General features: G+C 41.6%; 11 protein-coding genes. 5 read left to right on the plus strand and 6 right to left on the minus strand.

The features are described from left to right. Window positions 1-51 precede the first annotated feature (51 nt). The 3 genes from EHQ64_RS12815 (at window position 52) to EHQ64_RS12825 (ending at window position 2709) form a co-directional block, all read left to right on the plus strand. A complete protein-coding gene (locus tag EHQ64_RS12815) occupies window positions 52-558 on the plus strand; it encodes a tellurite resistance TerB family protein (RefSeq protein ID WP_135649866.1) in 507 nt (168 codons plus the stop codon). 22 nt (window positions 559-580) lie between these two features. Continuing rightward, window positions 581-1519, plus strand: coding sequence for a hypothetical protein (locus tag EHQ64_RS12820; RefSeq protein WP_135649867.1), 939 nt, complete (start codon window positions 581-583; stop codon window positions 1517-1519). Window positions 1520-1602: 83 nt separating this feature from the next. Beyond that, window positions 1603-2709, plus strand: a complete 1107-nt coding sequence (locus EHQ64_RS12825) for a hypothetical protein (protein ID WP_135649868.1) — start codon at window positions 1603-1605, stop codon at window positions 2707-2709. A 10-nt stretch (window positions 2710-2719) separates the two neighbouring features. Here the strand turns inward: EHQ64_RS12825 and EHQ64_RS12830 are convergent, their stop codons facing one another. From EHQ64_RS12830 to eat, 4 genes are all read right to left on the minus strand, one after another. Then, window positions 2720-2950 (minus strand): hypothetical protein, encoded by a 231-nt coding sequence (locus EHQ64_RS12830; RefSeq protein WP_135649869.1) that lies wholly within the window; start codon window positions 2948-2950, stop codon window positions 2720-2722. Between the two features lie 188 nt (window positions 2951-3138). Then, window positions 3139-3918 (minus strand): ethanolamine ammonia-lyase subunit EutC, encoded by a 780-nt coding sequence (gene eutC / locus EHQ64_RS12835; RefSeq protein ID WP_135649870.1) that lies wholly within the window; start codon window positions 3916-3918, stop codon window positions 3139-3141. Further along, the gene (locus EHQ64_RS12840) at window positions 3915-5309 is read right to left on the minus strand and encodes an ethanolamine ammonia-lyase subunit EutB (protein WP_135649871.1); all 1395 of its coding nucleotides are present in this window, start codon (window positions 5307-5309) and stop codon (window positions 3915-3917) included. The genes eutC and EHQ64_RS12840 overlap by 4 nt, the downstream gene beginning before the upstream one ends. 47 nt (window positions 5310-5356) lie before the next feature. Continuing rightward, on the minus strand, window positions 5357-6667 hold the full coding sequence (eat, locus tag EHQ64_RS12845; protein WP_135649872.1) for an ethanolamine permease: 1311 nt from the start codon (window positions 6665-6667) through the stop codon (window positions 5357-5359). 184 nt (window positions 6668-6851) lie between these two features. Here eat and ilvD point away from each other — a divergent pair, with 184 nt between their 5' ends. Continuing rightward, window positions 6852-8708, plus strand: a complete 1857-nt coding sequence (gene ilvD, locus EHQ64_RS12850; RefSeq protein ID WP_135649873.1) for a dihydroxy-acid dehydratase — start codon at window positions 6852-6854, stop codon at window positions 8706-8708. A gap of 149 nt (window positions 8709-8857) precedes the next feature. Beyond that, window positions 8858-9469: a hypothetical protein gene (locus EHQ64_RS12855; protein WP_167882401.1), complete on the plus strand. Its 612-nt coding sequence runs from the start codon at window positions 8858-8860 to the stop codon at window positions 9467-9469. Between the two features lie 87 nt (window positions 9470-9556). On the opposite strand, the gene EHQ64_RS12860 is transcribed toward EHQ64_RS12855, so the two are convergent. Beyond that, window positions 9557-11227: an acyl-CoA dehydrogenase family protein gene (locus EHQ64_RS12860; RefSeq protein WP_135649874.1), complete on the minus strand. Its 1671-nt coding sequence runs from the start codon at window positions 11225-11227 to the stop codon at window positions 9557-9559. A 176-nt stretch (window positions 11228-11403) separates the two neighbouring features. Further along, complete coding sequence (locus EHQ64_RS12865) at window positions 11404-12045, minus strand: tetratricopeptide repeat protein (RefSeq protein ID WP_135649875.1); 642 nt, start codon at window positions 12043-12045, stop codon at window positions 11404-11406. Window positions 12046-12132 lie beyond the last annotated feature (87 nt).

Raw genomic sequence — 12132 nt, forward strand, 5'->3', positions numbered from 1 at the left:
GAGTTAAAATACATCGGAAAACGGGAACGCCCTCAAAGGAAGGCATCAAAAATGGAAAGGGTTTCATCTTTGGCTAGCAAAGTTTTGCCGGGCCATGAGTTTTACGAAAAATTTCAGAAAAGTCTGGATATGGAATCCGAGATTTTTCAACTCAAGATGAATTATGCCAAAGTATTAGTAAGTCTTTGGTCTTATTCATGTCACGCGGATGGAGTCTTCCACAGAAAGGAAGGGAACCTAGTCGGACAAATGGTAAAAGCGATGTTCGATAAGGATTGTATCTTCGATCATCATCATGACCAAAAAGCAGAGATCATAGAGGAACTTTCCGAAGTTTTCGAATCTCCGCTTCCAGTTAAAATGATCACTGATTTTGCGGAAGGAAATCCGGTCTTAGCGGCTAATTTTTACGAAGACGCAGTTTGTATCGTAACTACGGACGGAAAGTTCACCGATAGAGAAAAAGAATTTTTAGAAGACCTAGCAAAAGAACTAGAGATCTCTCCTATGGATAAGAAGAACATAGATAATAAATATACGGGCGGCGACGAAGACTAAAATTTTAGTCGCCCACCCTCTCATGCCGCTTCCGATCCTATTATTTCTTTCCTTTTATCTAGGACTACAATTCATCCTAAGCGGCCCGTTTGTCCAACTCGTAGTCAATATTTTCTCCTTTAGACTTTTTAAATTTCGTTGGCTCACACCTGGAATTATTCTACCTGGGCTTTGGGTTTGGGCCAGACATTTTATCGTATTTTTCCCGGGAGAACTCGGGACAGACATAGTACACGCAAAGGGAAGTTTCGTAAGATTTAGGATTTCATTTTCCAATTTATTTAAAGGAAAACTAATATTCAAAGGAGTAAATGTTCGCTCCTTTCATATGGACTACACCAATCGAGTAGAGTCCCGAAAAAAGATAGAATACCTTCCAAAAAGAGGAAGGATCCAATTTAGATTGGAAAAAGTCGCTCATTCCAGCATAGATATCGAGGATAAAACTTTAACTCCTGTTTTTAATATTCAGATCCGTGATATTAAGATCGAAAACGGAATTTTAGACGCAGGTTCCCCTCTCGAAATTCTTTTTAGGAGTAGAGTTGGCTCCTGTAGGTTAGGAAGAGAAGGTTTACTCAGGACGGGAACTCTCAAAAACGGGGACAGAGGTTATCTCAATTTGAGCGGAATTACCTGGGGAGAATTAGCCGGGCTTGAGATCATCCCACTTCCTCTTTTCAAAAAACAAGTTCATCTTGCATTAGAATTTCGCCATATAGATGAACATCATACAGATTTCGAAGGCACTTTGCTACATACGAGCCCGGGAGAAGAGGAAGAATCCGAAAATTATCCTTTCCGATTCGGAGTAGACTGGAATGATTTTAATCTTCCCTTCGATTTAGCTCTTAGAAAACTGATTATGGAATTGTTCCTTCAAACCAAACTGGAAGGTTTGATGGCAAGGACATTACAAACCATTGCAAAAGGGATTCGACTATTTTTAGGGAAAGATTAAGCAGATCATTCGTGGCATTTTTTCGAGCTATAATATTCCTTTGTCTATTCACATCTTCTAATCTATCCGCAGATACTGTATTCTTGAAATCAGATGAAAAGATAGAGAATGTAAAAGCGAAGATGGGCCCACAATATTTAGAACTAAGCCTTGAAAACGGTAAGACTGTTTCCTTACTCAACGGTACCTGGAAATTATTAAAGATCCAACCTGTACAATGGAATAAAAAAATCCCGAACGCGGCTGAAGAGATCCAAGAAAGAGATCGGGTACAACAATTATCCGAAAAAGGTAATATTTATACTCCTAGACCGGAAGAAGATAAGATCTCTCCCGTTTCTAATTTTTTCTTAGGTTTGATCCCCGGATACTCCGGATTGTATAGAACAAAAAATTATTGGGGAGCCGGGACATTTACAGTTTTAGAGTTAGCTGCTACAGCAAACTTGATCTCTATTTCTTCAAGGCAGGGTTTACATGGAGGAGCCTTTCAAGGAAGTTCTTCTGTAACTGCCGCCTCCCAAAATACCCAAGACACAATATTCGGAGAAGCAATCTTAGGGCTTTTACTTTTAACGGATGCGGTTACTTCCAGTATCATGGCTTCTTCTTGGAATGAAGGAACTTATTCAGGAGAACCATTACGATTTAGCCCCAAAAAGACTACTTGGTACGGAAGAGGATTTCGCTCTCTATTATTTCCAGGCTGGGGACAGATCTACGCTGAAGAACCCGGCAAAGGTTATGTATTTTTAACTCTGGGAGCATCTTTATTCGCTGCAGGAATTTACCAAGACAATCATATCAGAACAGCTAGAAGGGAATACAACGCAGATAAAGATCAAATCTTAAATTCGGATAGGATCGTTACCTATTATAATCCGTATCCTGTTGTTCGTTACGAATGGGATATTCCTCTTCTTTCATCGAATATCATAAGAGCGGAAGGTTCCAAAGAAAATTTGGATGATGCAAAGATACTAAGAGGAAATATCTGGGGAGCTTTAGCTGCAGTTTGGACGATCAGTTTGTTAGATGCGATTTTTTTTTCCGGAAATAAAGATAAACTTACCTCCGGGTTCCGTTTTAATTTTAGAGTGCAACCGAATAGCCAAGTGTACGAGACTCGAGCAATGGGAATGTCCGCATCTAATACTGAATATTTTGCAGAATTAAAATATTCTTTTTAAGAACAAAGTATTATCTTACTCTTTGGCCTAGGCCTTCTACAATCCCGTCCAATTTGATCAGGCCGGAAATCATATCTTTCATTGCTGATTTAAAAGCCTTCTTTTGTTCTTCATCTATTTTTTGAGACGAAACATCGGCCTTCATAGATTCAAGAGTATCACTGATCAAAGCGAGGATCCCGTAAACAGGCTCGTCCTTGTTTGTGGAATTGATTATGAATTCTATATTATTCTTATACATCTCTTTTCCCTTTTCGCCTTTCGATAGGAACTGCCAGGAGCCTATCGAAGTATTATTTAAAATGTATTCCTCTTAGGACAAGGATTCAAGCCGAATTTATAATATTATTACGAATTCTTTCCTTTTACATAACATAATGGAAATCTTTTATAGACTGAATTCGTTTGAGCCAAAACCGGTTCTAAAAATCAGGACCCATTAGAAATGCGACCCGAAGGAGATGATTCCAGAAAATCAGGCGGCATCTCATCCTTTAAGTCGACTCCGGATATACCTCTTTTGAGAGATTCGGCTAACAAATAAGCGGTTTTTAAGGATGCTTTCCTGAAATCTAAGCCGTCGGGTCGTATATTGGAAATACAATTTCGACTCTCGTCTGTTTTGCCTAACTTAGGGGAGAATGTTAAATACATCCCGATGCTATCCGCAGAAGTTAGACCAGGCCTTTCGCCTATCAATAGAATGACCGCCTTCGCACCTAAAATTTCCCCAATCTCGTCCCCGATCGCCACTCTCCCTAGTTTTCCCAAAATGAAAGGAGCTAAGGAATATTTTTTATCCGACAAGATCGGAACCAGAACTTGTAAGAAAGGGATCAGATTCGAATCTAATGCTTTTGCAGAAAGACCGTCTATTCCGAGTAAGGCGAGATCATAATCTCCTTTTTTAGGTTCCAATCTTGCGCGAGAAGGTTCCGAGATCCTTCTACCCAAATCCGGTCGAAGTAAATATTCTTCCCTGCTTTTAGCTAAACTTTCTACCGAAATGGTTTCTATTCCTAAGGGTCGAAATATTTTTTCAGACTCATTGTACAATGCCCCGAAGTCCGGTTCAACGAGTACAGCATCTCTTGCTCGTGCATGATCCAGCCTGAATTTTAGAAGTTCGGAAGTCGGAATAGAACCTCCGGATCTACCGATACCGATCCTAGCAGAAGTATAACTTTTCCAAAATTCCCTTGAACTCATCCGATCTTATCCTCTAAAATTCCTTCGAGCAAAAGCCTGCCGGGATTTTCTTTAGGAAGAAATTGTTTGTCGGACTCAAAAAGGCCTTTTTCCAAAAGCCAAGACTCAAATTCGGGAGCAGGTCTTAATCCGAATATCTGTCTTAAATACAAAGCGTCATGAAAGGAAGTACTTTGGTAAGACAACATCACGTCGTCGGCTCCGGGAACTCCCATAATATAATTACATCCTGCTGCTCCAAGCAAAGTAAGAAGAGTATCCATATCATCCTGGTCTGCGTCTGCATGATTCGTATAACAGACATCCACTCCCATCGGAAGACCCAAAAGTTTACCGCAAAAATGATCTTCTAATCCTGCTCTTAATATTTGTTTTCCATTATATAGATATTCAGGGCCGATAAAACCAACGACCGTATTCACGAGCAACGGGTCGAACTTTTTAGCGACTGCATACGCTCTTGCTTCTAAGGTTTGTTGGTCTATACCGAAATGAGCTCCGGCGGATAATCCACTTCCTTGCCCTGTTTCGAAATACATAACATTCTTTCCAACGGTTCCTCGATTCAGCTCCAAAGCCATCTGCCAAGATTCTTCCAGAATATTTAGGTTCACCCCGAAACTTTTATTCAAAGCCTCGCTTCCTCCGATGGACTGAAAAACCAAATCCAAAGGTGCACCTTCTTCCATCGCTTTCATAGAAGTAGTCACGTGACAAAGAACACAAGATTGGGTCGGAATAGAATATTTCTCAATGATAGAATCCAACATTTTAAGTAGGGCTATAACTGTAGGAACATTATCCGTAGCAGGATTAATTCCGATCACGGCGTCTCCACTACCCAAAAGAAGTCCATCCAAAATACTGGCCGCAATTCCTTTCGGATCATCGGTAGGATGATTCGGCTGTAAACGAACGGATAACCTTCCTGGAAGTCCGATCGTATTCCTGAATTTAGTCACCACAGGTGACTTTTTAGAAACTAAGATCAGATCCTGGTTGGACATGATCTTGGAAACCGCTGCAGCCATCTCTGGAGTTATGCCGTCCCGGATCTCTGAAATAGATCCTGAGTCGGTATTCTCGTTCAAAAGATAATCCCTGAATTCGCCCACAGTGAAAGAGGAAATTTTTGAAAAAGCGGATCCGCTATGAGAATCAAAGATCAATCGAGTTACTTCGTCTTTTTCTCCCGGGATCAATTCTACATTCAAAAATTCTGATAAAGGAAGGTCTGCAAGAGCCATCTGTGCCGCTACCCTTTCTTCCTGAGTGGACGCTGCAATTCCTGCAAGTTGGTCCCCGGAACGCAGAGGACTTGCCTTTGCCATTAAAGTTTTGAGATCGGAAAATATGTAGGACTTCCTACCAAGAACGGTTTTATAACCCATAAAGATTCCCTATTGATCTCATACCGAATCTAATAAAAGTGCAAGTTTCATTTTGCAAAAATCGCGGACCTGGCCCAAACTAAACCGCTTCCTAAAATTAAAACGAATATTACGAATAAGATTGGATGTTGCCATGCAGAAACCCCCAAGACTAATGCGGATAAGATCAAAGCGATCGAAGGCATCCATAATTTCCCTGGAACTATAAATGGCCTTTCTCTTTCCGGTTGTTTTTTTCTTAAAATGAAAAAACTGATCATAGAGCAAAAATACAAAAGTAAAGCGCCGAATGCGGACAAGGTGATCAGTTCGGAAGTTTTACCTGTACATAGGGCCGCAATCCCAAAGATGGTATTTGCAATTAATGCATTTGCTGGTGTTTTAAATTTAGGATGGATCTTTCCAAAAAAACCGGGTAGAAAATTTGCTCTTCCGAATTCGAAACTTGCTCTTCCTCCTGCTAAAATGATCCCGTGAAAAGATGCGATCAAACCGAATAATCCGATCGTGATCAGTAAATGAAATGCCCAGCCGCTTTCTCCATATAGTTTCCTCAATGCTAAAGGAAGAGGATAATCAGATGCGGCTGCCCCAGGCTCAGGATATACGATCATCTCCCATCCCCCCACTCCGATAGAAGAGAAAAAAACCAAACCACAAAGTACTACCAAAGTTGCGAGAGCAGAACCGAATCCTCTTAAAATATTTTTCTGAGGATCCTTCGTTTCTTCGGCAACATTTGCAACTCCTTCTATCGCTAAAAAAAACCAAACTGCAAATGGTAATGCGGATAAGGCACCACTCCAACCATTCGGTAATGGATTGTGAGAAAATTTCTCCCATGAAAAAGAGGGAAATGTAAGCCCGGAAAATAAGAGTAATTCAAAAACTGCTAATATAGTAATCGCAAATTCGAATGAAGCGGCAAACTTCACTCCGATTATATTCAACAAAGTGAAAAATATATATGCAATGATCGCGATCCAGATCGGATCTACACCTGGTAAGAATAATGAAAAATACGCTCCGATCGCTGCGGCTATTGCGGGGGGTGCAAATAAAAATTCTATCAACTGAGCAGTTCCTACCAGATAGGCCCAGGCATTTCCTAAGGCCTCCCTTCCATAATCGAATGCTCCTCCCGCTTTCGGGATCATACATGCAAGTTCGGTATAGCTGAAAGAAAAACAAATATACAGCAGAATGATGAGTAAGGTAGCAACTCCCAAACCTAGAGTTCCTCCGACCGGAAGACCTAAATTCCATCCGAAATACATTCCGGAAATCACGTATCCGACTCCTAATCCCCATAAAAGCCAAGGTCCTAAACTACGATTGAACTCTTCTTTCTGTTCCATTCTCTCCCTATTTAGCAAAAAACGTACCTATCTCAAACTTGATCAGAATAACTTATCTTCGTATAGTCTCTTTGTAGGAATTCCTACAAACTGAGGTCCATTCTCAAAACTAGTTCCGAACCTTCTTCCTTTCATCCATTAGTAAAAAACTCGACGTCTAAACTTGTACCAGGGAGCCTTAAATATGCCTCAGTTAAGATCTCGTACTTCCACTCATGGACGCAATATGGCCGGAGCCAGAGCACTCTGGAGAGCCACCGGTATGAAAGAAGGAGACTTCGGAAAACCGATCGTTGCAATCGCAAACTCGTTCACTCAATTCGTTCCGGGACATGTTCACTTAAAAGATTTAGGCCAGATGGTCGCAAGAGAAGTGGAGAAGGCAGGTGCTGTCGCAAAAGAATTCAATACCATCGCAGTGGATGATGGGATCGCAATGGGGCATGGCGGCATGTTGTATTCTTTACCAAGCCGCGACCTGATCGCTGACTCCGTAGAATATATGGTGAACGCTCATACTGCGGACGCACTGATCTGTATTTCTAACTGTGATAAGATCACCCCAGGAATGTTAATGGCCGCATTAAGATTAAACATTCCGACCGTATTCGTTTCCGGAGGCCCGATGGAAGCCGGAAAAGTAAATTGGAACGGCGATATCAGAAAATTGGATTTGGTTGATGCGATGGTAGAAGCCGCGAACCAAAATGTTTCTGATGAAATGGTAAATCAAATCGAACGTTCCGCTTGTCCTACCTGCGGTTCATGTTCCGGGATGTTTACCGCAAATTCTATGAATTGTCTTACCGAAGCTTTGGGACTTTCTCTTCCTGGAAACGGTTCCACCTTAGCGACCCACGCAGATAGAAAACAACTCTTCTTAACCGCAGGAAGATTGATCGTAGATCTTGCAAAAAGATATTACGAACAAGACGACGAATCCGTTCTTCCAAGAAATATCGCAACATACGAGGCATTCCAAAACGCAATGGCGTTAGATGTTGCAATGGGTGGTTCTACAAACACAGTATTACATATTCTTGCAGCAGCTCACGAAGCTGGGATCAATTTCAAAATGCATGATATAGATCTCATCTCCAGAAGAGTTCCATGTATTTGTAAAGTAGCCCCTGCTACTCAGAAATATCATATGGAAGATGTTCACCGCGCCGGTGGAGTGATCGGTATTCTTTCCGAGTTGGATCGAGCAGGATTGATCCATAGAGATGTTCCTACTGTTCATTCTGAAACATTAGGAAAAGCATTGGAAGAATGGGACGTCGTTCGTCAGAACGCGAATTCAAAAGCGTACGCATTATTCTCCGCAGCACCTGGAGGAATTCCTACAACGGAAGCATTCTCCCAAGACAAACGTTGGCCTGAACTTGATATAGATAGATCCAATGGTTGTATTCGAGATGTGGAACATGCATATTCTCAAGACGGAGGATTAGCTGTTCTTTACGGAAATATAGCACCCGAAGGTTGTATCGTAAAAACCGCTGGTGTGGACGAATCCATTTGGAAATTCAAAGGCAGAGCCAGAGTAATGGAAAGCCAAGAAGAAGCGGTCGCAAAGATCTTAGGAAACGAAGTTGTAGAGGGAGATATCGTAGTCATCCGATACGAAGGACCTAAGGGCGGACCTGGTATGCAAGAAATGTTGTACCCTACTTCTTATCTCAAATCCAAAGGATTAGGTAAAGCCTGTGCACTTCTGACCGATGGAAGATTTTCCGGAGGAACTTCCGGACTTTCGATCGGACACGTTTCTCCTGAAGCGGCTGCCGGTGGGGTCATCGGTCTTGTGGAAGAAGGAGATATTATAGAGATAGATATTCCTGACAGATCCATTCACTTAAGAGTGAGTGACGCAGATCTTTCGGATCGTAGAGATAAGATGAACGATAAAGGAAAGGATGCTTGGAAGCCTAAGTCCAGAAAGAGGACCGTTTCTGCAGCACTCAGAGCTTATGCTGCACTGACTACTTCCGCTCATACAGGAGCTGTTAGAGATGTAGGCCAAGTGGAGCATCTTTAATCTATCCCTAAAAGAATAATCCCCAAATAGGTTTAGGAATGTTTTTATGAGACAAAAAACATTCCTAAACTGGGCTTCGAGAAATAAGAAAAAAACTCCGTCTCATAAAAAGACTGGAAACCGATCTTAAAAAGGAGTATCTTCCCCTTATGTCGAAAATTGCCCTCTCTCTTCCCCCCGTCCAAACTCCTTCCGAACTGATGGATTTCCTACGAAAAGAATCGGACAATCCGAACTTTGATCTTTGGTTGGATGAACTCGCAGAAAGAGCAAAGTCAGGCGATAAACTCATTTGGAGTTTTTTATACCAGGCAATACGGGAAGCGGACTCGGGAAGATTGTCCTGGGGATTTCATAAAAGATTACTTTCCGGAATATTTCATGTACTCTCCCGGATCGGAGACTCTCAGTCTTATAGATTATTCATCAATTATGTAAAGTCCCTGGATCGCACCATCCCGATCGGAGCATTGGAACTCATTGGTGATCTAATCCCTACATTCAAAGAGGTGGATATAGATGAGATCATCTCTATCTCATCCTTAAACGATCCATTTAAATCCGCATTCGGGATCTATGCACTGGCGCAAGTCGTGTTGGAAGATAGAATTCCCGAAGATAAGGTAGAGCAGGTAAAAGCTTTCTTAAGAGATTATCATAATCCGAGTTATTTCTTGGATCATATGGTGGAAAGAACTCTGGAATTTTTAGAAAGAGATAACTCAGACATTCTTGCCTTCGTGGAACAACTCGCTAGCTAAACCGAAAATCCGGAAAACAAGATTAAAGCATAAAAAAAGGAAGTCTTTCGACTTCCTTTTTTCGTTTCAGGAACTTAAACCGGACGTTTAGGAAGCGTATTGGTCCATTAGAGATTTTGCAATTACTCTCAATGCCATTACTTCTTCCGCACCTTCGAAAATGGAGAACACTCTCGCATCTACGAAGTAACGAGAAACCGCATATTCTTCTGCGTATCCCATTCCGCCATGGATCTGCATTGCCTCTCTGGTTACCCATTCAGCAACTTTAGAAGCGTAGAACTTGATCAAAGTCGCTTCCATTTGTCCTTGATGATTGTCCAAAAGTTTCGCTACAGTATTTGTGAACTGACGGGAAGCTTGAACGATCATCGCCATACGAGCGATTTTGTATTTAGTCAGGTTATAATCAAAGATAGGTTTTTGGAAAACTTGTCTCTCTTGTGCATAACGAAGACCCGCTTCTAAAGCCGCTTGCATCACACCGTTTGCGCGTGCTGCAGTTTGGATCCTTCCGCCGGAGAAACCTTCCATTTGGAAATAGAATCCTTTTCCTCTTGCAGGTTCTCCACCGATCAAGTTTTCTTCCGGAACAAAATAATCTTCGAAAGAAACTTCGAAAGAGTGCATACCACGATAGCCGATGGTTCCAATCGCTTTTCCGCTGATCCTTCCGCCGCCGTCTTGTTTATAATCGAACTCGTGACCGGTAAAGCTTGGCTTCTCCGCAAGAACGATAGAAAGCCCCTTATGTTTTAATTCAGGATCGGATTCAGTTCTTACTAGGATCAGAAGAAGATTTGCATAACCTGCAAAAGTACACCAGGTTTTTACGCCGTTGATGGACCAGCCTCCGTTCACCTTTTTAGCTGTTACGGAAACTCCGGCAACATCAGAACCGTAATTTGGCTCGGTTACCATGATACCGCCCATCTTCTCACCGGAAGCGATTAAAGGTAACCACTTCTCTTTTTGAACGTCTGTTCCACCTTTTAATAATGCTTTAGAAAGAATTTCAGGACGAGTAATAAGAGATCCAGCAATCCCTAAAGATCCTCTAGAAAGTTCCTCTGTAACTACAAGCATGGAAATATTATCCGGCTTGTCGTTCGGTTGTAATCCACCGTAAGTTTCAGGAATACAGAGACCGAAACATCCCATGTCTCTTAAACCTTGGATGATCTCTTCCGGAACGATATCGTCATGGCGGTGAACATGCTCAGCTTTAGGAGCAACGACCTCTTCTGCGAATTGTTTGAAAGTTTGGCGGAACATTTCGTGATCTTCGCTAAGACCATAAGCACCATAATGTCCTAATGAAACGATAAGATCGGCGATATGATTGTAGTTCTCGATCGCGCTTGCTTCTTCTAAGAACTTGTTTGTGGACTCGTCGAATAATTTAGAGATCAGATCTTGGGTAGAAATTCCGTATTCGGAGGTTCTGGAGCTAAACTCTGTGCGGATATGAGAAACAACTTCGGCAGCAAAAACTTGAGCCATCAATTTTTCCAGGTCGCCCGTTCCAAGAGAATCGTTCCAAGCATACTCGATAAAGTTTTCCGCGATCTTTTGTTCAGAAGTCAACCATGCGATTTGATACTGAACGAATTGATTTTGGTCCATTTTGGAAACGGAAACTTTTCCATTAGAACTACATTTAGCCGCGAGTGCTTTAGTTACTTGTTCGATTACTGCTGAAGACTTGCTTAAAGCCTGTTTTGCCGAGGTGGAATCCGTCGGAGCTATCGTTGCCATTATCTCTTATCCTGCCGATTTGCGAATTATTGCTTATTGACGCCAAAAGCCTGGACCCAAGCGCCTAAAATACTATAACCTGGGGTCGATTCGGCCTGTCATTTAAGTTTTTGAACGGATGTCTCGGTGAAATATGGGACAGAATATAAGAAAGAGGCGATCCGCTGCAGAAAAGATCAATCCGATCTGCAGGTAAAACCGGTCTGGGCAAAATGTGCTAAATACTCATTCGCAATATCGTTATAACCCTCTTCTCTATAAGCTTTTTCCAATCTACAGTAAACTTCCGAATATACGGATTCATGCAAATCATCATTCAAAGGAAGAAAAGGTTCAAAAGTTATAAGTATATTTTTGAAATCTGAATTCTTGCGGTATGACCTGGAAAGATACATCGCATATGTCAGGCTATTCGGTACTAATTGGGTTGCCTTTTGAAAATGGACTATAGCCTCTTCATTGCGATCGATTGATAATAATGTCTGACCTAATTTGAAATGAAGTTCTGGGTCTTTCGGATTTGTTTCAACTTGTTTTGTCAAATTTTCTGCGAGTATGGTCCCCTGCCACTTGTTTAGAGGAATACAACATAAGCCAAAGCCGATTGCGAGCAAATAGAGCCAGATCCTCTTTTTAGCATGACTCCAATGTAAAATTGAAAAGATAACGAGAGTAGGCAAGTGCGCTATGACTAAAAAAATTACCCAAGTATCACTTACCTTCTTAGCGATGATAATCATCGAAATCCAGCCAGCTATAAAGGAAAGAATAGCGAGTGCGGCGAATACTATAAATGCACCAGTTAAGAAATCTTCCATAGTATTTATTCCAAACGATCGATTCTACAATTCAAATATCTGCGAAAAGGATCATTGATTATATAATCGAGCGATAGTTTTAAGACA

Origin of the sequence: Leptospira sarikeiensis (assembly GCF_004769615.1) — a bacterium.
Classification (GTDB): Bacteria; Spirochaetota; Leptospiria; order Leptospirales; family Leptospiraceae; genus Leptospira_B; species Leptospira_B sarikeiensis.

What these genes read in the sequence shown, in the direction of transcription:
- EHQ64_RS12860 (WP_135649874.1), bottom strand. Translation starts at nt 11,227, where the DNA reads ATGGCAACGATAGCTCCGACGGATTCCACCTCGGCAAAACAGGCTTTA.
- EHQ64_RS12820 (WP_135649867.1), top strand. Translation starts at nt 581, where the DNA reads ATGCCGCTTCCGATCCTATTATTTCTTTCCTTTTATCTAGGACTACAA.
- EHQ64_RS12840 (WP_135649871.1), bottom strand. Translation starts at nt 5,309, where the DNA reads ATGGGTTATAAAACCGTTCTTGGTAGGAAGTCCTACATATTTTCCGAT.
- EHQ64_RS12815 (WP_135649866.1), top strand. Translation starts at nt 52, where the DNA reads ATGGAAAGGGTTTCATCTTTGGCTAGCAAAGTTTTGCCGGGCCATGAG.
- eat (WP_135649872.1), bottom strand. Translation starts at nt 6,667, where the DNA reads ATGGAACAGAAAGAAGAGTTCAATCGTAGTTTAGGACCTTGGCTTTTA.
- ilvD (WP_135649873.1), top strand. Translation starts at nt 6,852, where the DNA reads ATGCCTCAGTTAAGATCTCGTACTTCCACTCATGGACGCAATATGGCC.
- eutC (WP_135649870.1), bottom strand. Translation starts at nt 3,918, where the DNA reads ATGAGTTCAAGGGAATTTTGGAAAAGTTATACTTCTGCTAGGATCGGT.
- EHQ64_RS12855 (WP_167882401.1), top strand. Translation starts at nt 8,858, where the DNA reads ATGTCGAAAATTGCCCTCTCTCTTCCCCCCGTCCAAACTCCTTCCGAA.
- EHQ64_RS12830 (WP_135649869.1), bottom strand. Translation starts at nt 2,950, where the DNA reads ATGTATAAGAATAATATAGAATTCATAATCAATTCCACAAACAAGGAC.
- EHQ64_RS12865 (WP_135649875.1), bottom strand. Translation starts at nt 12,045, where the DNA reads ATGGAAGATTTCTTAACTGGTGCATTTATAGTATTCGCCGCACTCGCT.